The organism is Burkholderia metallica (genome assembly GCF_902832845.1).
Taxonomy (GTDB): domain Bacteria; phylum Pseudomonadota; class Gammaproteobacteria; order Burkholderiales; family Burkholderiaceae; genus Burkholderia; species Burkholderia metallica.
In genome coordinates, this window is the sequence record NZ_CADFDB010000014.1 from 143,705 (window position 1) to 165,014 (window position 21,310).

Annotated in this window: 21 protein-coding genes, 2 tRNA genes and 1 pseudogene; 12 read left to right on the forward strand and 12 right to left on the reverse strand. The window is 66.6% G+C overall.

Annotated features, from left to right (window positions below):
- The first annotated feature begins 17 nt into the window (after window positions 1-17).
- The gene (locus HWX08_RS30325; RefSeq protein ID WP_069257275.1) at window positions 18-1,226 is read left to right on the forward strand and encodes a chromate transporter; all 1,209 of its coding nucleotides are present in this window, start codon (window positions 18-20) and stop codon (window positions 1,224-1,226) included.
- Between the two features lie 66 nt (window positions 1,227-1,292).
- Here HWX08_RS30325 and HWX08_RS30330 read toward each other — a convergent pair whose 3' ends face one another.
- Window positions 1,293-1,739 carry a multidrug/biocide efflux PACE transporter gene (locus HWX08_RS30330; RefSeq protein WP_069258043.1) on the reverse strand — a complete coding sequence of 149 codons (447 nt, stop codon included), beginning with the start codon at window positions 1,737-1,739 and terminating at the stop codon, window positions 1,293-1,295.
- A 113-nt stretch (window positions 1,740-1,852) separates the two neighbouring features.
- Here HWX08_RS30330 and HWX08_RS30335 point away from each other — a divergent pair, with 113 nt between their 5' ends.
- Window positions 1,853-2,737, forward strand: coding sequence for a LysR family transcriptional regulator (locus HWX08_RS30335; RefSeq protein WP_069257276.1), 885 nt, complete (start codon window positions 1,853-1,855; stop codon window positions 2,735-2,737).
- A 49-nt stretch (window positions 2,738-2,786) separates the two neighbouring features.
- Here HWX08_RS30335 and HWX08_RS30340 read toward each other — a convergent pair whose 3' ends face one another.
- The 5 genes from HWX08_RS30340 to HWX08_RS30360 form a co-directional block, all read right to left on the reverse strand.
- Window positions 2,787-3,245, reverse strand: coding sequence for a CopD family protein (locus HWX08_RS30340; protein WP_069257277.1), 459 nt, complete (start codon window positions 3,243-3,245; stop codon window positions 2,787-2,789).
- A 250-nt stretch (window positions 3,246-3,495) separates the two neighbouring features.
- Window positions 3,496-5,817 (reverse strand): DNA topoisomerase IV subunit A, encoded by a 2,322-nt coding sequence (gene parC / locus HWX08_RS30345; RefSeq protein WP_069257278.1) that lies wholly within the window; start codon window positions 5,815-5,817, stop codon window positions 3,496-3,498.
- A 69-nt stretch (window positions 5,818-5,886) separates the two neighbouring features.
- Complete coding sequence (locus tag HWX08_RS30350) at window positions 5,887-7,869, reverse strand: DNA topoisomerase IV subunit B (protein WP_069257279.1); 1,983 nt, start codon at window positions 7,867-7,869, stop codon at window positions 5,887-5,889.
- 235 nt (window positions 7,870-8,104) lie between these two features.
- Window positions 8,105-10,054 (reverse strand): ATP-binding cassette domain-containing protein, encoded by a 1,950-nt coding sequence (locus HWX08_RS30355; RefSeq protein WP_069257280.1) that lies wholly within the window; start codon window positions 10,052-10,054, stop codon window positions 8,105-8,107.
- A gap of 311 nt (window positions 10,055-10,365) precedes the next feature.
- Complete coding sequence (locus HWX08_RS30360; protein WP_069258044.1) at window positions 10,366-10,770, reverse strand: DUF4399 domain-containing protein; 405 nt, start codon at window positions 10,768-10,770, stop codon at window positions 10,366-10,368.
- A 208-nt stretch (window positions 10,771-10,978) separates the two neighbouring features.
- Between HWX08_RS30360 and HWX08_RS30365 the strand changes: the two genes are divergently transcribed.
- Complete coding sequence (locus HWX08_RS30365; RefSeq protein WP_006398668.1) at window positions 10,979-11,161, forward strand: rubredoxin; 183 nt, start codon at window positions 10,979-10,981, stop codon at window positions 11,159-11,161.
- Window positions 11,162-11,326: 165 nt separating this feature from the next.
- Window positions 11,327-11,401: transfer RNA gene (locus tag HWX08_RS30370), tRNA-Arg, on the forward strand.
- A gap of 378 nt (window positions 11,402-11,779) precedes the next feature.
- Here HWX08_RS30370 and HWX08_RS30375 read toward each other — a convergent pair.
- Complete coding sequence (locus tag HWX08_RS30375; protein WP_069257281.1) at window positions 11,780-12,127, reverse strand: hypothetical protein; 348 nt, start codon at window positions 12,125-12,127, stop codon at window positions 11,780-11,782.
- A 552-nt stretch (window positions 12,128-12,679) separates the two neighbouring features.
- Between HWX08_RS30375 and HWX08_RS30380 the strand changes: the two genes are divergently transcribed.
- The 4 genes from HWX08_RS30380 (at window position 12,680) to HWX08_RS30395 (ending at window position 14,261) form a co-directional block, all read left to right on the forward strand.
- Window positions 12,680-12,916, forward strand: coding sequence for a hypothetical protein (locus tag HWX08_RS30380; protein ID WP_069257282.1), 237 nt, complete (start codon window positions 12,680-12,682; stop codon window positions 12,914-12,916).
- Window positions 12,917-13,002: 86 nt separating this feature from the next.
- Entirely contained in the window at window positions 13,003-13,320 is a 318-nt protein-coding gene (locus HWX08_RS30385) for a hypothetical protein (protein ID WP_069257283.1), read from the forward strand.
- A 316-nt stretch (window positions 13,321-13,636) separates the two neighbouring features.
- Window positions 13,637-13,713, forward strand: a tRNA-Met gene (locus HWX08_RS30390).
- 215 nt (window positions 13,714-13,928) lie between these two features.
- Complete coding sequence (locus HWX08_RS30395; protein WP_174921171.1) at window positions 13,929-14,261, forward strand: hypothetical protein; 333 nt, start codon at window positions 13,929-13,931, stop codon at window positions 14,259-14,261.
- Window positions 14,262-14,306: 45 nt separating this feature from the next.
- Here the strand turns inward: HWX08_RS30395 and HWX08_RS30400 are convergent, their stop codons facing one another.
- Entirely contained in the window at window positions 14,307-15,047 is a 741-nt protein-coding gene (locus tag HWX08_RS30400; protein WP_174921170.1) for an SDR family NAD(P)-dependent oxidoreductase, read from the reverse strand.
- 115 nt (window positions 15,048-15,162) lie between these two features.
- Between HWX08_RS30400 and HWX08_RS30405 the strand changes: the two genes are divergently transcribed.
- A complete protein-coding gene (locus tag HWX08_RS30405; RefSeq protein WP_174921169.1) occupies window positions 15,163-15,777 on the forward strand; it encodes a TetR/AcrR family transcriptional regulator in 615 nt (204 codons plus the stop codon).
- Window positions 15,778-15,840: 63 nt separating this feature from the next.
- On the opposite strand, the gene eco is transcribed toward HWX08_RS30405, so the two are convergent.
- Entirely contained in the window at window positions 15,841-16,341 is a 501-nt protein-coding gene (eco, locus tag HWX08_RS30410; protein WP_069257287.1) for a serine protease inhibitor ecotin, read from the reverse strand.
- Between the two features lie 143 nt (window positions 16,342-16,484).
- Here eco and HWX08_RS30415 point away from each other — a divergent pair, with 143 nt between their 5' ends.
- The gene (locus HWX08_RS30415; RefSeq protein ID WP_174921168.1) at window positions 16,485-16,796 is read left to right on the forward strand and encodes a hypothetical protein; all 312 of its coding nucleotides are present in this window, start codon (window positions 16,485-16,487) and stop codon (window positions 16,794-16,796) included.
- A 184-nt stretch (window positions 16,797-16,980) separates the two neighbouring features.
- Here the strand turns inward: HWX08_RS30415 and HWX08_RS30420 are convergent, their stop codons facing one another.
- Complete coding sequence (locus HWX08_RS30420; RefSeq protein WP_069257289.1) at window positions 16,981-17,382, reverse strand: hypothetical protein; 402 nt, start codon at window positions 17,380-17,382, stop codon at window positions 16,981-16,983.
- Window positions 17,383-17,499: 117 nt separating this feature from the next.
- Here HWX08_RS30420 and HWX08_RS30425 point away from each other — a divergent pair, with 117 nt between their 5' ends.
- Both HWX08_RS30425 and HWX08_RS30430 read left to right on the forward strand, forming a co-directional pair.
- On the forward strand, window positions 17,500-17,880 hold the full coding sequence (locus tag HWX08_RS30425; RefSeq protein WP_069257290.1) for a DUF5594 family protein: 381 nt from the start codon (window positions 17,500-17,502) through the stop codon (window positions 17,878-17,880).
- A 159-nt stretch (window positions 17,881-18,039) separates the two neighbouring features.
- Window positions 18,040-19,407, forward strand: coding sequence for an MFS transporter (locus HWX08_RS30430; RefSeq protein WP_069257291.1), 1,368 nt, complete (start codon window positions 18,040-18,042; stop codon window positions 19,405-19,407).
- Between the two features lie 40 nt (window positions 19,408-19,447).
- On the opposite strand, the gene HWX08_RS30435 is transcribed toward HWX08_RS30430, so the two are convergent.
- Together HWX08_RS30435 and HWX08_RS30440 are read right to left on the reverse strand one after the other, a co-directional pair.
- Window positions 19,448-20,029, reverse strand: a complete 582-nt coding sequence (locus HWX08_RS30435) for an AAA family ATPase (RefSeq protein WP_174921167.1) — start codon at window positions 20,027-20,029, stop codon at window positions 19,448-19,450.
- Window positions 20,022-21,221 (reverse strand): annotated as a pseudogene (locus HWX08_RS30440) (alpha,alpha-trehalose-phosphate synthase (UDP-forming)); the annotation flags it as partial. The gene HWX08_RS30435 and the pseudogene HWX08_RS30440, both read right to left, overlap by 8 nt.
- Window positions 21,222-21,310 lie beyond the last annotated feature (89 nt).

Sequence of the window (21,310 nt, forward strand, 5' to 3'; positions counted from 1 at the left end):
GTGCCCCCACCACTAATATGACAACCGTCGAATTCGAAGCGCCCGCCGACGTCGAACGGGCGCGGGCTTCCCTGTGGCAGCTGTTCAAGGTCGTCGCCAGCATTTCGGCGGTCTCGTGGGGCGGGCTGTCGATGATGGCGCAGCTCGAGCGCCACTACGTGGAACGGCTGCGGCGCATCGAGCCTCACGTATTCGGCGACCTCGTCGCGCTTGCGTGGCTCGTGCCGGGCCCGGTCGGCTGCAACGTGGCCATCCAGGTCGGCCAGTTGCTGCACGGCCGCATCGGCGCGTGGGTCGCCGGCATCGCGAGCGTGCTGCCGTTCTCCCTGCTGATGACGCTGTTCGCGATCTTCTATCGCACGCCGTTCGTGCGCTCGCTGGCCGTGCCGATGCTGATCAATCACTTCGGGATGGTGCTCGCCGCACTGATCGGCGTCACGTGGGTCAAGCAGTTGCGCTCGCTCGCGCGCACGCGGCGCGAACAGCTGATCGCCGCGCTGTCGACGATTCTGCTCGGTTTCGCCCATAATCCGGCCGCTTTCGTCGGCATTCTGTTCGCGGCATTCGCGGCCGGCTGGCTGACGGGGCCGCCGCAACGCGACGCGGTCGACGTCACGCTGTCCACCCGCGACCGCAACCTGCTCGTGCTGCTCGGCGTGCTCGTCACGCTGTTCGCGGTCCCGCTGCCCGGCGATTACCAGGCGACGCTGCTGTGGCCGCGCCTCGCCGGCGCCGGCATGACGCTGTTCGGCGGCGGCTTTTCCGCGCTGCCGGTGCTCAAGACGCTGTTCGTCACGCCGGCCACCGGCATCTCCGATCACGACTTCACGCTGGCGTTCGCGCTGTCGCCCGTCGCGCCGGGGCCGCTGCTGAACGTCGTGCCGTTTCTCGGCTACCTCACCGACGGCTGGGTCGGCGCGCTGCTCGCGACGGCCGCGCTGTTCATCCCGTCGGGGTGCCTCGTCGTGTTCGCGCAGAAGCACCTGTTCCGGCTCAAGCGCCATTCGCGCTTCGAGCACGGGATGCGCCTGCTGCGTGCGGCGACCACGGGGTTTCTCGTCGTCGCCGTGGTGAGGATCCTGCACCGCGAGCCGGTCGACCCCGTTTACTGGCTGACGGGCGCGTTCGCGACGCTGTGCTTCGCCCGCTTCAAGGTGCCCGTCTATGCGGTGTACGGCACGGTCGCGGTTGCGTGCGGCGTGTGGCTGTGGGCCGCCGCGCACTGATGGGCGACGGCCGCCGCCCCGCCAAGCGCGGCCGGCATTCGCCCGTCTCGCCCCTCTCGCCCGCCCTCACCCTGCGTGCACCGCGACCCGGCGCGCAATCCAGCGCGCGCGCAGCGCGTCGTACGCGAGATTGAAGCAGAACGTGTAAGGCAGGAAGAACAGCACGATGCCGAGGTCGAGCAGCAGCGCCTCGACGAGACTCACGTTCAGCCACCACGCCGCAACCGGCACCACCATCGCGACGAGGCCGAGCTCGAACAGGACCGCATGTGCGATCCGCATGCCGAGCGTGCGCGTGCGCCCCGCACGGCGCTCGACGCGGTCGAACAGCGTGTTGAACGCCATGTTCCACGCCATCGCGATCAGCGACACCATCACCGTCAGCACGCCGACGTGCGACACCGGCATGTCGAGCAGCCACGCGCCGATCGGCGCGCACAGCGCGATCGCGACCAGTTCGAACGTCAGCGCATGCAGCAGCCGTTCCGTCACCGTTTTATTGACCTGTTTCATGATGCCCTCCGATTCGTGTACTTCGTTCATGACGGCCATTTTGATCGGCACGACCGTATGAATCCAGTTTGATATCATCGGTTTTACCGATATATCACCGCCCGGAGCGCCGCATGCGCCATGCCCCCGAAGCCCTGCTCGCATTCGCCGAAGCCGCGTTGCTCGGCTCGTTTACGGCTGCCGCGCGCAAGCTCGGCAAGCGCCAGTCGACCGTGTCGGAGGCGATCGCGAACCTCGAGATCGATCTCGGCGTGCAATTGTTCGACCGCTCGACCCGCGCGCCGACGCTGACCGACGCCGGGCGCGCGCTGCTGCCGCAGGTCCAGCGGGCGCTCGAAGCCGGCGCGGCGATCGACCGCACGGCCGCGCGGCTTGCACGCGGCGAGGAAGCGCGTCTGACGCTCGTCGTCTCCGATACGTACCAGTCGAAGCGCTACGAAGAAACGTTAATGGCGCTCGAACAACGCTTTCCGGCGCTCGAGCTCGAATGCCAGATCGCGGAGCACGAAGACGTGCTCGACCTGATCCAGCAGGGGCGCGCGCAGCTCGGGCTGATGGCCGCGCGGGCGGCCTACCCGGCCGATATCGGCGCGGCGACGATCGCGGAGGAGTCGGAGATCGGCCTGTTCGTCGGGCGCACGCACGCGCTCGCCGAATACGGCGACGCCGACGTGCCGCACGCCGCGCTGCGCGATGCGCGCGAACTGCGCCTCAATACCTATGTGAAAACGGAAGGCCGCGGCGGCGACGATCGAATCGTCGTCGGCACGCAGCACTGGCTGGCGCCGAGCTACCTGATGCTGCTGGAGATGGCCGTGCTGGGGTTCGGCTGGGCCGAGCTGCCGCGCTGGATGGTCGACCACTTCGCGCGCGATCGCCTGTGCGAGCTGCGTGCGCGCGGCTGGCCGCGCCGCGTGCGGGTCGATGCGGTCTGGTCGCGCAACCGGCCGCTCGGCCCGGTCGGCGCATGGCTGCTCGATGCGATGCTGGCCGCGTAGCGGCACGTACCGATGCGCCGGCGGCTGCGGGCCGGCCGGCGCCGACCGGTCAGAACCCGCGCGACAACACCGCCGCGCCGATCGTGACGACGCCGAGCACGAGGTTCACGAGAACGAGCAGGCGCACCGTATTCACCGCGCGCGCGCCGTCCGGCCACTTCTGCGCCTGCACCGCCCGGCGGATGCGCGGGAACAGCGCGAAGCGGATATGTCCGAAGATCAGCATCATCACGACGCCGAGCCCGGCCATCGCATGCAGCGACCACGTCGCGTGCGCGCCACCGAATTCCACGAGCAGGAAACCGCCGGACAGCAGGATCACGATCACAGCGCCCGACACCCAGTTGAAGAAACGGCCGAACACGCCTTCGATCAGCGGCAGCCGGAGCTGCGGCGCCAGGTCGGACAGCGCCGGACGCAGGCAGAAGTTGGCGAAGACCATCCCGCCCACCCACACGGCGACGGCCAGCAGATGAAGAAACAGCGCGACGGCGACAGCATGGGACATGACGGCAATCCTGTGAGGAGTGGGGTGCGGCGAGCGACCGCGTCGCACGCGGCATCGAGGCGTGTTCGACCGGATTGTCGCCGCGCGGTTCAGACCCCAGGCGCGATTTCACACTATTTTGCAAGTTCCGCATGACAGCGCCACGCTTGCTTACCCGAATGCCCCTCCCAAAAGCAAAGGCCGCACGTCCGCCGAAGCGGAAGTGCGGCCTTCGATGGCGTCCGAGCCGGACGGTCGATCGTGCGCGGCGTCAGCCGAGCAGCGGACGCAGCTCGCTGACGACCTTGAGCTTCGTCTCCGGCGTGCGACCCTTGCGGGCGCGCTTGCCAATGTGCGGCGCAAGCCCCGCATACGACAACGTCTCGTCCATCGTCTTGCCGCCGCGGCCGGTGCCGATCAGCACGACGCCCGCCGGATCGATCGCCAGCGCCTGCACGAGCGTTTCCTTGTCGTCGAGCGCCATCAGGATCACGCCGCGACCGCCGCCGGACAGCGTCTTCATCTCGTCCATCCCGAACACCAGCAGACGGCCGCCGCTCGACAGGCACGCGACCTGCGTCGCGTTCGGCAGCACCGGCATCGGCGCGAGCGGCACCGCGCCCGCGTCGATCGTCATGAACGACTTGCCGGCCTTCACGCGGCTCACCATGTCGCCCACTTTCGCGAGGAAGCCGAAGCCGTTGCTCGACGCGAGCAGCAGTTGCTGATCGGCCGGCGCCGCGTAGTAGTGCATCAGATGCGAGCCCGATTCGAGCTCGATCAGCGACGTGACCGGCACGCCGTCGCCGCGCCCGCCCGGCAGCACCGACACGTCGACCGAGTACACGCGGCCGCTGCTGCCCCATGCGATCAGGCGATCGGGCGTGCGGCACTGGAACGCCGCGTACAGGCTGTCGCCGGCCTTGAACGAGAAGGCCGCCGGGTCGAGCCCGTGGCCCTTCAGCGCACGCACCCAGCCCTTCTGCGAGACGACCACCGTCACCGGCTCGTCGACCACCTTCGCCTCGAACGTCGCGCGCTTTTCCTGCTGGATCAGCGTGCGGCGATCGTCGCCGTACTGCTTCGCGTCTGCCTCGATCTCCTTGATCATCAGCCGCTTCATCGCGCTTTCGTTCGCGAGCAGTTCCTCGAGCTTCGCCTTCTCGTCGCGCAGCGTTTCGAGTTCCTTCTCGATCTTGATCTTCTCGAGCCGCGCGAGCTGGCGCAGCCGGATTTCGAGAATGTCTTCCGCCTGGCGATCGGTGAGGCCGAACGCGCTCATCAGCGCGGCCTTCGGTTCGTCCGCCTCGCGGATGATCCGGATCACCTCGTCGATGTTCAGGAAGACGATCATCCGCCCTTCGAGGATGTGGATGCGGTCGTCGACCTTCGCGAGACGATGGCGGCAACGGCGCGTCATCGTCAACTGGCGGAACTTCACCCACTCGTCAAGGATCGTCAGCAGCCCCTTCTGGCCCGGCCGGCCGTCGGCGCCGATCATCACGAGGTTCAGCGTCGCGTTCGATTCGAGGCTCGTGTACGCGAGCAGCGTGTTCACGAATTCCGTCTGGTCGATCGTGCGCGACTTCGGCTCGAACACGAGCCGCACCGCCGCTTCCTTGCCCGACTCGTCGCGCACCGCGTCGAGCAGGTCGAGCATCGCCTTCTTCGTGTTGAGCTGCTCGGGCGTCAGCGTCTTCTTGCCGAGCTTGAGCTTCGGGTTCGTCAGCTCCTCGATTTCCTCGAGCACCTTCTGGCCCGACGTGCTCGGCGGCAGCTCGGTGACGACCAGTTGCCACTGGCCGCGCGCGAGATCCTCGATCTTCCAGCGCGCGCGCACCTTCAGGCTGCCGCGGCCGGTTTCGTACGCCGCCGCGATTTCAGCGTCGCTCGAGATGATCTGGCCGCCGCCCGGGAAATCCGGGCCGGGAATCAGGTTCATCAGCTCCGCGTGCGAGAGCTTCGGATTGCGGATCAATGCGACCGCCGCCGCCGCGACTTCGCGCAGGTTGTGCGACGGAATTTCGGTGGCCAGGCCGACCGCGATGCCCGATGCGCCGTTCAGCAGCACGAACGGCATGCGGCTCGGCAGCGTCTTCGGCTCCTCGAACGAGCCGTCGTAGTTCGGCATGAAGTCGACCGTGCCCTGGTCGATCTCGTCGAGCAGCAGCTTCGCGATCGGCGTGAGGCGTGCTTCGGTGTATCGCATCGCCGCCGCGCCGTCGCCGTCGCGCGAGCCGAAGTTGCCCTGCCCGTCGATCAGCGGGTAGCGCAGCGAGAAGTCCTGCGCGAGACGCACGAGCGCGTCGTACGCCGACTGGTCGCCGTGCGGGTGATATTTACCGAGCACGTCGCCGACCACGCGCGCCGACTTCACCGGCTTCGCGTCCGGGCCAAGGCCCATTTCGTTCATCGCGTAGAGAATCCGGCGCTGCACCGGCTTCTGGCCGTCGCACACGTCGGGCAGCGCGCGGCTCTTCACGACGCTGACCGCGTAGCTGAGGTACGCCTGCTCCGCGTAGTTGCCGAGCGTCAGCGCTTCGGCATCCGGTGCGTCGGACCCGGCGAAGAGATCGGAAGTATTGTCGTCCATCTGAATTCCGTATTCGTAAGTGGCGTGAGGCCGGGCCGGGCGTCATGCCCGGCCGCGCAGGTGCTCCGCTTAGATGTCTGCTTCGACGTCGTTGCCCTTTTCCTCGAGCCAGCCGCGCCGCGCGGCTGCCTCGCCCTTGCCCATCAGCATCGTCATGCGCGCGACGGTCGCCTCGTAGTCGAGCTCGCCGAGCTTCACCGGCATCAGCCGGCGCGTGTCGGGGTTCATCGTCGTGTCCCACAGCTGCTCGGCGCTCATTTCACCGAGACCCTTGAAGCGGCTGATGCTCCATTGCGTCTCGCGCACGCCGTCCTTGCGCAGCTTGTCGAGGATCGCTTCGAGTTCGCCTTCGTCGAGTGCGTACAGTTTCTGCGCGGGCTTCTTGCCGCGTGCCGGCGCGTCGACGCGGAACAGCGGCGGACGCGCGACGTACACGTTGCCGCGTTCGATCAGTTGCGGGAAATGCTTGAAGAACAGCGTGAGCAGCAGCACCTGGATGTGCGAGCCGTCGACGTCCGCGTCCGACAGGATGCAGATTTTGCCGTAGCGCAGGTTCGACAGGTCGACGGTGTCGTCCGGGCTGTGCGGATCGACGCCGATCGCGACCGAGATGTCGTGCACTTCATTGTTCGCGAACAGGCGGTCGCGCTCGGTTTCCCACGTGTTCAGCACCTTGCCGCGCAGCGGCAGGATCGCCTGGTATTCCTTGTCGCGGCCCATCTTCGCGGAGCCGCCCGCCGAATCGCCTTCGACGAGGAACAGCTCGTTGCGCGCGATATCTTCGGTCTCGCAGTCGGTCAGCTTGCCGGGCAGCACCGCGACGCCCGAGCTCTTGCGCTTCTCGACCTTCTGGCCCGCACGCGTGCGCGCCTGCGCCTGCTTGATCACGAGCTCGGCGAGCTTCTTGCCGTGCTCGACGTGCTGGTTCAGCCACAGTTCGAGCGCCGGGCGCGAGAACGACGACACGAGCTTCACCGCGTCGCGGCTGTTCAGGCGCTCTTTGATCTGCCCCTGGAACTGCGGATCGAGCACCTTCGCGGACAGCACGAACGACACGCGCGCGAACACGTCTTCCGCGAGCAGCTTCACGCCCTTCGGCTGCAGGTTGTGCAGTTCGACGAAGCTTTTCACCGCCTGGTAGAGACCGTCGCGCAGGCCGGATTCGTGCGTGCCGCCGGCCGGCGTCGGGATCAGGTTCACGTACGACTCGCGCACGAGCGAACCTTCCTCGCTCCAGGCGACGACCCATGACGCGCCCTCGCCCTCGGCGAAGGTTTCGTCGGTCGAGCGCGCATCGGCGAAGCGCTCGCCTTCGAACAGCGGGATCAGCAGCTCGCTGCCGTTCATCTCGTCGAGCAGGTAGCCGCGCAGGCCGTCTTCATATTTCCACGTCTGGCGCTCGCCGGTCTTCTCGTTGACGAGCACGACCTCGACGCCCGGCAGCAGCACCGCCTTCGAGCGCAGCAGGCGCTGCAGCTCGCCGAGCGGCAGGTTCGGCGAATCGAAATACTTCGGATTCGGCCACACCTGCACGCGCGTGCCCGACTTCTTCTCGCCACGGCCCGCGCCTTGCGTCGTGAGCGGCTTCACGACGTCGCCGTCGGCGAAGCCGAGCTCCGCAATCTTGCCGTCGCGCCAGACCGTCACGTCGAGGCGAGTCGCCAGCGCATTCGTCACCGACACGCCGACGCCGTGCAGGCCGCCCGAGAACGTATAGGCGCCGCCCGCGGCCTTGTCGAACTTGCCGCCCGCATGCAGGCGCGTGAACACGATCTCGACGACCGGCACGCCCTCTTCGGGGTGCATGCCGAACGGGATGCCGCGGCCGTCGTCCTCGACCGAGACCGACTGGTCGGTATGCAGCGTGACCGTGATCTGCTTGCCGTGGCCGCCGAGCGCCTCGTCGGACGCGTTGTCGATGACTTCCTGGATGATGTGCAGCGGATTCTCGGTACGGGTGTACATGCCGGGGCGCTGCTTGACCGGCTCGAGACCCTTGAGCACCTTGATCGATGCTTCGCTATAGGCCGCGCTGGGTTTCTTCGTTGACATAGGCGCTGAATTTCGTCATTCATCGGGACGTTGTCCACACCTCGTGTGGATAACGTCGTGGACAAAACGTTGAGTTCCGTAAAAAAGCGAATCGAAACAACGGTGTGCTTGGACTGCTCCGAAAGCGGGCGCGCGGCGTGCGCTGCGCTGCCCGGGACGCGCGGTATTTTACTGGTTCCGCGTGGCGCGCCAATTGCGCAATCGCGCGCGACGGCCGCACCCCGCGTCACGCGAATTATGCGGGCTTGCGCTTCGCCTCGAGCGTTTCCCACCGTTCGAGCGCGGCCAGCAACTCGTCGTCGATCGCCGCGAAGCGCTCGGTCAGGCGCGTGCCTTCCTGCGGATCCTTCGCAAAAATCGCACCGTCCTCGAGCTGCGCATTGATCGTCTTCTGCTCCGCTTCGAGCGCGGCGATCTTCTCCGGCAGCGAATCGAGTTCGCGCTGCTCGTTGAACGACAGCTTCACCGTGCGCTGCGCGTTGCGGCCCGCGGCGCTCTTCGCCGGCTCGTCCTTCACCGGCGCCGCTTCCTTGACCGCGCGCTTCGCGGCTTCCTGCTGCGCGAGCTGCTCCGAGCGCTCGCTCTGGATCTGCCAGTCGGTGAAGCCGCCGACGTATTCGCGCCACTTGCCGTCGCCCTCGGCCGCGATCACCGACGTCACGACGTTGTCGAGGAACGCGCGATCGTGGCTGACGAGCAGCACCGTGCCGTCGTAGTCGGCCAGCAGTTCCTCGAGCAGTTCGAGCGTCGGGATGTCGAGGTCGTTGGTCGGTTCGTCGAGCACCAGCACGTTGGCAGGACGCGCGAACAGGCGCGCGAGCAGCAGCCGGTTGCGCTCGCCGCCCGACAGCGACTTCACCGGCGAACGCGCGCGCTCCGGCGCGAACAGGAAATCGCCGAGATAACTCATCACGTGCTTGCGCACGCCGCCGATCTCGACCCATTCGCTGCCGGGGCTGATCGTATCCGCGAGGCTCTTTTCCTGGTCGAGCTGCGCACGCATCTGGTCGAAGTACGCCACCTGCAGGTTCGTGCCGGTGCGCACCGTGCCTTCGTCGGGCTTGAGTTCGCCGAGGATCAGCTTGAGCAGCGTGGTCTTGCCCGCGCCGTTCGGGCCGATGAAGCCGATCTTGTCGCCGCGCATCACCGTCGTCGAGAAGCGATCGACCACCGTGCGGCCGCCGTAGCGCTTCGTCACGTCGGTCAGCTCCGCGACGATCTTGCCGGACTTCTCGCCCTGCGCGACGTCGAGCTTCACGTTGCCCTGCGCGTTGCGGCGCTCCGCGCGCTCGTTGCGCATCTGCACGAGCCGCGCGATGCGGCCGACGCTGCGCGTGCGGCGCGCCTCGACGCCCTTGCGGATCCACACTTCTTCCTGCGCGAGCAGCTTGTCGAACTTCTCGTTTTCCACGCGTTCGACTTCGAGCTGCTGCGCCTTGCGCGTCTGGTACGCGGAGAAATTGCCCGGGTACGACAGCAGCCGGCCGCGATCGAGGTCGACGATGCGCGTCGCGACGCGGTCGAGGAACGCGCGATCGTGCGTGATGAACAGCAGGCCCGCGCGCTGCGCGACGAGCAGCTCTTCCAGCCAGCGGATGCCGTCGAAGTCGAGGTGGTTGGTCGGCTCGTCGAGCAGCAGCACGTCGGGCTGCAGCACCAGCGCGCGCGCCAGCGCGACACGCTTCTGCATGCCGCCCGACAGCGCGTCGACGGGCGCGTCGACGTCCGCCAGGCCGATCTGCGCGAGCGTCATCGACACGCGCGTGCGCCAGTTCCACGCGTCGTGCGCATCGAGCGACGACTGCAGCGCGTTCATCCGTGCGAGCAGCGCATCGTGTTCGGCGCCTTCCGGGATATCCGCGAGGCGGTGCGCGATCGAATCGTATTCTTCGAGCAGTTCGCGCGTGTGGGCGAGCCCGGAAGCAACCGCGTCGAACACCGTCGCGCCCGGCTCGAATTCGGGCTCCTGCGGCACATAGACGGTCACGAGTTCCTGCTGGCGCGTGACCAGCCCGTCGTCGGGCTTCGCGAGGCCGGCGACGATCTTCAGCAGCGACGACTTGCCCGCGCCGTTGCGGCCGATCAGGCCGACGCGCTCGCCGGCTTCCAGCGAGAAGTCCGCGTGATCGAGCAACGCGACGTGACCGAACGCGAGCTGCGCGCCGGTAATGGAATAGAGCGACATGGGGAGACGGCGAAGAGAGAAATCGGAAGCGCCCATTGTACCGGGCGCGGAGGCAGGCACCGGCATGGCTGGATGGACGGGGCCGGCAAAGGGGACGAGATGCCAGTTGGAACGCGCTTTTGGCGGCAATCCTGGGGCGTCCGTCGAAGCACCTCGGCGCGATGCGATTCGTGCACCGCGTGCGCCCGGCTTCCGGTAGCGGACGCCGGGCGCAGGTTCCGGGCAAGGGGCTCGCGCCGGCCGGATGCCGCGGCCGGCCGATCGACCATTGCGCGCCGGACGCGTCGGGCGCCGGCACGCGCCACGTGCGATTACTTCACGTTGATCTTGATCGTCGAGCTCATTTCCGGGCCGTACGAACGGTGCGCGCCGTCGCCGAACTGCAGCGTCAGCGTGTGCGGGCCGGGCGGCAGCTTGAGGTCGGTTTCGGTCTGCGCCTTGCCGAAGTGCAGCGAGCGTTCGGTCGCGGGGATCACGTCACCCTTCGGGACCGGCTGTCCGTCGATCAGCAAGTGATGATGGCCGGTGTTCGGCGTCATGTCGCCGGCGGGCCGCAGATCCATCCCTTCGACCCCGAACTTCACGTGCACCGGGTTCGACACCGTCGCGCCCTCGCTCGGCGCTTCGAAATACACACGCGCCTCGGCCCGCGCGAGCGTCGACACGGCCATCGCCGCCACGCACACCGCGCCTGCGATCCACTTTTTGTTCAGCATCGCGTTCTCCTCATGATTGAACAGCCCCGGAAGCATACACCGCACGGACGGCATCGGTATTTCGGTTGCGTTGTTCGCAATGCGTACGTTTAGTCGGTTTAAAACGACGTTGCGCAGTCGTTCGAAGAAATTCCGGTACCATTGCGCCTTTCGTCCGCCGGCCGAGCCGCGGACGGCATGACCGGATTTTTATTTTTTCCCGAGTGTTATGAGCGAAGTAACCGAATACCAGAGCTGGGTCTGCCTGATTTGCGGGTGGGTGTACAACGAAGCGGAAGGGCTGCCCGACGAAGGCATCGCGCCCGGCACCCGTTTCGCCGACATTCCCGCCGACTGGCGCTGCCCGCTGTGCGACGTGGGCAAGGAAGATTTCGTCGTCGTCGATTTCTGATTCGCCGATTGGCTGATTGGCTGATTTCCGATCGCGGCTGAGTACGCGATCACGCGCGTCGGCGTGCATTCCGCCCCGCCGTTGCGCCGCGCGTTTGCTATACTCTGCGCGCTGTCCACACCGCCGTCCGGTTCGCGTTTTTTGCGCGATTGCCCGGATAGGGCTCTCCCCGTAGTTCAATGGATAGAACAAGCGCCTCCTAAGCGCTAGATACAGGTTCGATTCCTGTCGGGGGGACCAGTCGAGTTCCAAACCATCCCCAAGATTCACAAGAAATCGCCCGCTCAGGTCCGTCTGGCGGACATCTAGCTCCCTTCATTACCCAACGTTGCTCAGTGACAGCCGGAGAAAGTGTCGGTGTTTTTGTTGGTATCAGCCGATACCAACACCACGGATACCAACACTCCGGCTCACTGACGTGCAGGTATGGAACGCAAAGGCCGGCGTGGCCCCGTACACACTCACGGACAACAACGGGATGTTCTTGCTCGTCCAATCGAACACTGCGAAGTAGTACCGCTTGTAGCGCGCCAGATGGCACACGCCGAACGCAATCCTGCAACACTGGAGGCGGGCTTCTCTCGTTCTAGCGTTAGCCGCGGTGCCGCACGCTTCAACCTAGCGGCCGACGAACGGAGATGCCGCAACCGCCCACATTCCAAGAAGAATCAGACACTCAATGGCGAACATTATTTGGTCGTATGTATTGCGAAGCGCTGAGCGCATCGCATAAACGACGTAGATCAAGGTAAAGAGGGGGGTCACGACCCACGTGGCAGCGGTAAACAAAAGGAAGCCCGCCGTGCCGGGTGCAAAAATTCCGCTGTGAAATCCGCCGGCCTCGACATACCAGTACGCAAAGCCGATCCACGGAAGCCACAGTCCGATGAAGGTCGCAATAGCGAGCGTTATCGCACCCGATGAAGGCCCAGATTCAGCGCGCTCGATATCTTGTGATTCGTTCATAGGGTCGTTAGCTCGCTCAGTGAGCCCTGCGCGGATTCTCGCGGAGATAGGTGGCCATAGCCTCGGCGGCTCGCGGATTCTCCGGAAATTGAGTCCGATTCCTGGAGCGGGATGATATCGAGATTCCGTCACGGCAGCGACCAGGCGGCGCTCTGTCAATGCGACATGGCTATGCCCTGCGCAAGCGGTGGCGAGTTCAAATGCGCACAGCTACGGCATCTCCCGTACTACCTCGACGTTCGACACCCAACCGCCCCCGTCGTCGGGCCGAAGGACCACGGCCCCCCTCCCTCCGCAGACGAAATAAAGCAGTTGCCTGACAGCGATGCGCGTATGATGGGTTGACCAGAGCACCCAATTGTAGATTGACCGCTCGGCCTCTCCCCAAGTCTGCGTGGCGCCCTGCCGGCGCGCCACATTTGCCCCTTACACCCCACCCGTCGCGCCGTGCAGCAGCACGGTTCGAGATCGGCTCGCGCGTCGTCGTCGAATGAACGCAAGGGCGCTCGAGGAGCAGCAAGTCACGATAAAAATCATCAGAAGGCGGCAAACATGAGCTGGTACTGCGAAGCGGAACGCGAAATACTGCATATCAGGCGAGCGATCGGGCTACTTGAGCAAGCGCAGCATGCGTTCGTCAACAAGTCGTCGGTAAACGATCCCGCGTACTGGAGAGTCAAGCTCAACAAGCTCCGCACGCAATCCGTGCGAAACAGGATCCTCGAACTCCAGGTGGACGAGCTTCTAGCCCGCCTCGCACTGATCCAGGATCCGCACTGCCGCAAGTAGGCAACGGCTCCTTCAACGCTTTCCGGTTGCACTCGCATTCCAGGGAACCGTCCGAAGGCGCCGTTTCCAAGATTCGGAGAAACATCATGATTGACGCCAACCCTAGCAATACATTTCGGCACCTCCCCCTCTCGCCCGAGCAAGACGCGGAAATCCGGCACTACATCAAGAAGAAGGAGCAAAGGGGTGAACCGTGGGACACGCCCGAGCTGACGATGATGCTCGAAGACATGCTCTCCCCTCCGCTCACCGACGACGAAGAGCCGGAGCCGACTGTCGAGGAAACGAAACTGGCCTGCGAATATGCACTGGCTTCCGTCAACGAAGCCATGGAATCCGTATCGGCCAGTGAAGAACGACTCGCATCGATGGAAACCGAGGAAATGAAGCACCCTCGACGATAGGGCATTGCCGACGTCCATGTGCCCTGTCCGCGACTTGACGGTCGCTAGCGACGCTCCATCGTGGATACCGGTAAAAGAAGTGCGCATCGGTCGCCTGTTCGGGGACCCGCCCTCCTCATGGTCTCATCCACGTTCCCACGATCAAATACCGCAACGACGGCCGCAAAAAACGACTCACGTCGAAGCAGATCGGGAAACGTCGGCAGTCGCCCCACGAACCAGACCATCGCGCTTGTTAATGGTGATCCGCTGGTTCCGTTCGAAACAACTCAACAGATCGATTGACTCTCCACCTCAGCCCAAGTACACTTCGCGCCGCGGGGTGGAGCAGTCTGGCAGCTCGTCGGGCTCATAACCCGAAGGTCGTAGGTTCAAATCCTACCCCCGCAACCAATACCCGAAGCCCGCTCTGCGAAAGCAAGCGGGCTTTTTGCTTTCCACATGTGCTGCGCCGACATGCGCACCGCCTGCCGACAGCGCACACGCATCGCAGAACCTTCAGCGCCGGTCTGCCCTGCGACACACGATCGCATCCCGCCCGATCGCCACGGCCACGCGCCACACATTGCGTAGAATTCCGAACCTTCTTCAGCATCCGGACTCTCGCCATGATTCGAACAATCGCGGCGCTCGCCGCGCTGTCAGCGCTGACCGGCACGGCTATCGCCGCCGATATCGTCACCGCGCCCGCGACACAGCGCTACGTCAGCCCCGGCATCGCCAACATCACGACCGCAGCCGCACCACGCACGGAAGCCCCCTCCGCCGACTCACGCTGCCGCGAACTGGCCGCCGGCATCGACGCCGTCACGCACGCTCCCGACCGCGGCCAGAAGGTCGTGCGCGGGATGGGCCCGGACGGCAAGCCGCGCACCGAACTGCGCGCCTACGACAAGCGGGCCGACTTGGAAACCGAGCATCACCGGCTCGGCTGCCGATAACGAACGCAACGCCGCCCGGTCGAATCACGCCGGGTGGCCGCGCGTTCACGCGTTCGCACCACCGTCGATCGTCAACCCGGTCCCGTTGATCGACCGCCCTTCCGGCCCGACCACGAACGCGACGAGCCCCGCGACGTCATCGGCCTTGCCGTACTGCGGAATCGCCATGCGCGAACGCTGCGCATTCGCATGGTCGCCATCGGCCGGATTCATGTCGGTATCCGTCGACCCCGGATGCACGATATTGACCGTGATGCCGCGCGGGCCGAGATCGCGCGCGAGCCCCTGCGTCCAGCCGATCAGCGCAGCCTTGCTGGCCGCATAGAGGCTCATCCCCGCATCGGGCACGCGCGTGGCGAGGCAACTGCCGGTCGACACGATGCGCCCGCCCTCCCCGAGATGCCGCGCCGCCGCCTGCGACGCGACGATCACCGCGCGCACGTTCACGTTCAGCGTCGCGTCGATATCGTCGAGCGTGAGGTCGTCCAGCGCGCCGGCCCGGAAAATCCCCGCGTTGTTGACGAGGATGTCGAGGCCGCCGAACGCGTCCGCCGCACGATCGACCGCGTCGCGCACGGCCGCCGGATCGGCACTGTCGGCCTGGATAGCGACGGCACGGCGGCCCAGCGCCTCGATGCCGGCGACGACGGCCTGCGCCCGCTCGGCCGATTTCTCGTAGGTAATCGCGACGTCCGCGCCATCGGCTGCCAGCCGTTTCGCGATCGCCGCGCCAATGCCGCGGCTGCCGCCCGTGACGAGTGCACGCTTGCCCTGAAGTCGGTTCATGTCGGTTCCTTTCCTCATTTATGTAGCGACCGACACAGAATGTGGCAAGTTGCGCGGCACAGTCAATTGATTTATTTTATCGATCGATACAGATATCAATGAAGGAACGGACGCAATGGCTGAGCGGGGCCGACCGAGAAGCTTCGACAAGGAAGCGGCGCTGGATCGCGCGATGGAGGTATTCTGGCGTCTCGGCTACGAAGGCGCGTCGATGACGGACCTCACGAGCGCGATGGGCATCGCGTCACCGAGCCTGTATGCGGCGTTCGGCAGCAAGGAAGCGTTGTTCCGGCAGGCGCTCGAGCACTACCGCGCAACGGAGGGACGGGAGATCTGGGGCGGCGTCGAGCAGGCAGGCAGCGCGCACGACGCCGTGCGGAACTACCTGATGGATACCGCGCGCGTGTTCACGCGGCGCTCGAAGCCGGCCGGCTGCCTGATCGTGCTGTCGGCACTGCATCCGGCCGACCGTTCCGATACGGTTCGGCAAACGCTGATCGCGATGCGTGAGCGCACGGTGGAGAATCTGCGCGAGCGCCTCGAGCAAGGCGTGGCGACCGGCGAAATCGCCGCGCAAGCGGACCTCGACGCGATCGCGCGGTATTACGTCACGGTCCAGCAGGGCATGTCGATCCAGGCGCGCGACGGGGCCAGCCGTCGCGATCTCGAGGCCGTCGCGCAAGCCGCGCTGGCCGCATGGCCCGCGCTCGTCGGCAAGGGCAGCGCATAGCGGCAGCACACCGCCGCCGCGCGCCGCCGCTTCCGCTTCCGCTTCCGCTTCCGCTTCCGCACGTTACTGCTTTACCGCGTGCTGCACGTCCTTCGACGCATGCCACACGCGATAGCGCACCTCGAAGCCGTCCGGCACATAGACGACGAGCGGCAGGCGGCTGTTGTAGCGCAGCAGCTGGCCATCGGCGCGCACCTGCACGAACCGTTGCTGCGGCGCCTGGCCCGGGCATGCCATCAGCGTCGATGCCGGCCCCTTCACGTCGGTGAGCTGGTAGTACGTATAGCCCCAGCCCTTCACGTCCTCCGCGGTCAGCTCGCCGCCGAACCACTGCTGGTTGCAGTCGGTCTGCAGCGTCTTGCCGATCATCAGCTCGACGCGCGCATCGCCTTCGTTCTCGAGCGCAGGCAGCGCGATCACGACGCGCTGCTGGCCGGCCGCTGCCTGCGGAAACATCTTGATCGACTCGGCCGGCACGGCGGGCGCCGACGCAGGCGCGGCCACGCAGGCGGCGGCAGTCGTCACGCAGAAAGCGGCCAGCACGGCCCGGATCGCGAATTTCATCGATGTACTCCCCAAAAACAAATGAGCCCCGGATGCTAACACTTTCGTCTCATGACCTTACTGCACTGTAATTTGACGACACAATTGCAAACAGCTGGCAATCCGCTTGCGCGGTACTTATAGGGGAATCAACGGAGAACATCATGCTGAAGCTCATTGCTGTCGCCGGCGTCGCCACCCTGCTGACCGGCTGCGTCGTCGCCCCGGACGCCGGATACGGCTACGGGCAGCCGTACTATTCGTCGCCGGGCTACGCGTACAGCCCGTCGCCCGTGTACGGCACGGTCAATATCTGGGGCGGAGGCGGCGGACGCGACTGGGATCGCGGTCGGCGCGACCACCACTGGGACGGCGACCGCGGCAACCGCGGCAACGGCTGGGGTCGCGGCGGCGGACATCGCGGCGACTGGAACGGAGGCGACGGGGGCAGCGGAGGCGGCGGCCATCGCCACTGACGCACGCAATTGCAACCGTTTGTATCCGCGCACGGCCCGCCGGTGGCGCACCCGGCATGCAGAAGTGCGGACCGCCGCGCACAAGACAAAGGCCCTCGCATGAAGCGAGGGCCTTTTGTCGTCCGGTGCGGCAACGCGAACGTCGGCGGGACGCCGACCGTTCACACGCCGTTCGCCCGCGCGCTTACCAGCCGGCCGGCTGCGCGTAGCCACCGGACACGGGCGCGCCGCACACGTACGCACGCTGGTAGCGGTCGTAGCAGTAGTTCGGGCCCGCGTCCTGGTACTGCGCCTGCTGGTAGGTCGGATACGCAGGCTGCTGATACGCGGGCGCCTGGTAATACGTCGGCGGCTGATAGGCCGGTGCCTGGTACGCGGGCGCCTGATACGCGACGGGCGGATTCATCGCGGACGTCACGATCGCGCCCAGCACCGCCCCGCCGATCAATGCGCCGATGACGGCACCGCCGTCGCGGCCATGCGCGGACGCGGGGCCCGCCACGGCAAGCGAACCGGCGAGGACACACACTGCGGCAATTTTTTTCATGATGCACTCCCACGCGTAGTGGTACTGGATGCGATGCATTGTGGCGGCATGCGGCCGTAATAGATGCAGCAAGTGGTAACGCGCGATTACCGCCATCACGCCCAACGAAACGCGGCGCCGCCATGCTACGATTTTCGGCACATAGGAGACGCCGTCATGCAGCCCGAAACCGCCCGCCGTTTCGATACCGAATTCGCGCCGCGCATCGCGCAGGCGATCGCCGCCTTCTTCGCCGATCACGTACTGACCGACGTCGTCCCGTACGGCGGCCACGGACATCCGACGCGCGTGCAGATCCGCAGCGCGCCGCACGAGCACGTCAGCGGCTTCGCGCATCCGCTGAACCTCGAACTGACCTGGGATACCGACGAAATCGAGCGGCTGATGGAGCCGGACGGCCCGCAGCGCTTCGAGCACTACCTGGCCGCGCTGCCGAAAAAACTCGGCGCATGGCAAAGCGCCCGCGACATCGATCTCCTGTCGCGCACGCAGGCCGATCCGCTCGTGCGGCTCGGCGGCCTCGACTTCGAAGGCTGAGTGCCGGCGTCGCGCAATGCGGCCCGGTGATACACTCGACCGGCCCCGCTCCGGTGCAGTCGCGCCGGCCGGACCGCTGATCGCCGCCTCCACCCTTTCGCATGGTTGCGCATGCAACCGGCAACCGGGCGCGCGGACAACCCTGCATCTGCTCCCGCCATGAACGCCGATACCGGCCTGCCGCTTCCGCAACGCTACTGGGCGATCGTCTGTGTCGCACTGGGCATCACGCTCGCCGTGCTCGACGGCGCGATCGCGAACGTCGCGCTGCCGACCATTGCGCGCGACCTGCACGCGTCCGACGCCGCGTCGATCTGGATCGTCAACGCTTACCAGCTCGCGGTCACGATCACGCTGCTGCCGCTCGCGTCGCTCGGCGAGCGCATCGGCTATCGCCGCATCTACATCGCCGGCCTCGCGCTGTTCACCGCGGCGTCGCTCGGCTGCGCGCTCGCGGGCTCGCTGCCGATGCTCGCCGTGATGCGCGTGATCCAGGGGTTCGGTGCGGCCGGCATCATGAGCGTCAACGCGGCGCTCGTGCGGATGATCTACCCGTCGTCGATGCTCGGGCGCGGGCTGTCGATCAACGCGATGGTGGTGGCGCTGTCGTCGGCGATCGGGCCGACGGTCGCATCCGCGATCCTGTCGGTTGCGTCGTGGCCGTGGCTGTTCGCGGTCAACGTGCCGATCGGCATCGCCGCGGTGCTCGGCAGCGTGCGCGCGCTGCCGTCCAACCCGCTGCACGATGCGCCGTACGATTTCCCGAGCGCGCTGATGAACGCGTGCGTGTTCGGGCTGCTGATCACGGCCGTCGACGGGCTCGGCCACGGCGAAGGCCACGCGTACGTCGCGGCCGAGCTGGCCGTCGCGTTCGTCGTCGGCTACTTCTTCGTGAAGCGCCAGTTGTCGCAGCCGGCGCCGCTCCTGCCCGTCGACCTGATGCGCATCCCGATGTTCGCGCTGTCGATCTATACGTCGATGGCGTCGTTCACGTCGCAGATGCTCGCGTTCGTCGCGCTGCCGTTCTGGCTGCAGCACTCGCTCGGCTTCTCGCAGGTCGAGACGGGCCTCTACATGACGCCGTGGCCGCTCGTGATCGTGTTCGCGGCGCCGCTCGCGGGCGTGCTGTCGGATCGCTATTCGGCCGGCATCCTCGGCGGAATCGGGCTTGCGCTGTTCGCGGCCGGGCTGCTGTCGCTCGCGACGATCGGCGCGCACCCGGGCACCGTCGACATCGTGTGGCGGATGGCGCTGTGCGGCGCGGGCTTCGGGCTGTTCCAGTCGCCGAACAACCGCGCGATGCTGTCGTCGGCGCCGCGCGAACGCAGCGGCGGCGCGGGCGGGATGCTGAGCACCGCGCGGCTCACCGGGCAGACGCTCGGCGCCGCACTCGTCGCATTGATCTTCGGGCTCGCGCCCGATCGCGGGCCGACGATTGCGCTCTATGTCGCCGCGGTATTCGCGGCGGTGGCCGCGGCCGTCAGCATGCTGCGCATCGCTTCGCCGCGGCCGGACGCGGCAACCTGACGGCGCCGCGCGTCGCGCGCCGCTGGCGGACGCCCGCGCGTCATTCGGCGTCGAGCGCGTCCGTCACGAAACGCACGCGCGCCTGCACGCTGTCGCGGGGCAGTTCGACCAGCCGGTAGCCATAGGTCGTGTAGCCCTCGACCATCGCGTCGTAGGTACGCAGGGCTTCGGCGAAATCCTGCCTGCGCTCGGTGTCCTGCGTATAGATGTCGGGCCACGGCGGCGCGATGAACACGCGCGGGTGATAGCGGAAACGGCGGGCCGCGGCTTGCGCATGCGCGGGCACCGGCAGCCCCGTCAGCCGCAGGTAGCCGATCACGTCCGGCACGCCGCGATCGAAGAACACCGGCCCGCCCGCATGCCGCGCGAGCTCGTACGAGCGCATCTCCCAGCTCAGCATCAGCTCGGCGAACGCGGCCGGGTCGCGCCACGGCAGCGCCCGCCCGTCGATCGCCATCTGGTCGCGGATCACGCCGCGCCCGGCCTCCTGCGAGCGCGCGAAGCCGGCCTGCTCGAGCGCATCGAGCAACGTGCTCTTGCCCGAGCCAGGGCCGCCGGTCACGACGAAGAAGCGGCGCGCGGCATCGTCGTCCGTGCCGGGCGCCTGCCCGAATTCACGCATGCGCAATCCGCCGGCCGGCGCGCCGCGTGACCGACGCGGCCGCCGCGACACTGCGCAGGTCGGCGACGAACGTATCGCGCCAGACCGACAGGTCGTTTTCGCGCAGCCGCGCGAGGTTCTCCTCGTGGCGCGCCTGCCGCTCCGCGAGCGGCATCGACAGCGCGCGCTCGAGCGCGTCGGCCATCTGCGACAGGTCGTACGGATTGACGAGGAGCGCGCCGGTCAGCTCGGCCGCCGCGCCCGCGAACTCCGACAGCACGAGCACGCCCGGATCGGCCGGGTCCTGCGACGCGACGTACTCCTTCGCGACGAGGTTCATTCCGTCGCGCAACGGCGTCACGTAGCCGACCTGCGACATCCGGAAGAACGCCATCAGCAGGTTGCGCTCGTACTTGCGGTTCAGGTACTGGATCGGCGTCCAGTCGAGCTGCGAGAAGCGGCCGTTGATGCGGCCGGCCTCGCCTTCGAGCGTTTCGCGAATGTCCTGATAGGTCTTCACGTCGGAACGCGTCGGCGGCGCGATCTGCAGCAGCGACACACGTCCCTGCCAGCCCGGCGCGTTCGCGAGCATCCGCTCGAACGACTGGAAGCGCTCGACGAGCCCCTTCGAATAGTCGAGGCGGTCGACACTCATCACCAGCTTGCGGCCGTCGAGTGCCTCTCGCAGCATCTTCACCGGCTTGCGTGTGCCGTACTGGACGGCCGCCTGCGCGATCGCATCGGGATGCACGCCGATCGGATAGGCGGCGACCTTCACGACGCGACCGTGCGCGTGCAGCATCCCGTCGTCGCTCGCCGCACCGATCCCGCGCCGCTCGATGTAGTCGGTGAACGCCTGCTTGTCGGCCTCGGTCTGGAAACCCGCGACGTCGTACGCGCACATGAACTTCACGAGTTCCTCGTGCGGCGGCACGAGGCGCAGCATGTCGGGCGACGGAAACGGAATGTGCAGGAAGAAGCCGATCGGGTTCGTCACGCCGAGCTCGCGCAGGTAATGCGCGAACGGCAACAGGTGGTAGTCGTGCACCCAGATCAGGTCGTCGGGGCGCAGCAATGCGGCGAGCTGCTTCGCGAGCATCGCGTTCACGCGCAGGTAACCCGCGTACTCCTGGCGATCGAAGCGCGCGAGATCGCCGCGGTAATGGAACACCGGCCACAGCGTCGCGTTCGAGAAGCCGCGATAGTGGGGATCTACGCCGGAACCCCAGAAAATTCCGTCGTTCCACATTGTGAACATTAATCGGCTTATTCCAGCCGAAGAATGTTGGAGCGACGTCCGGT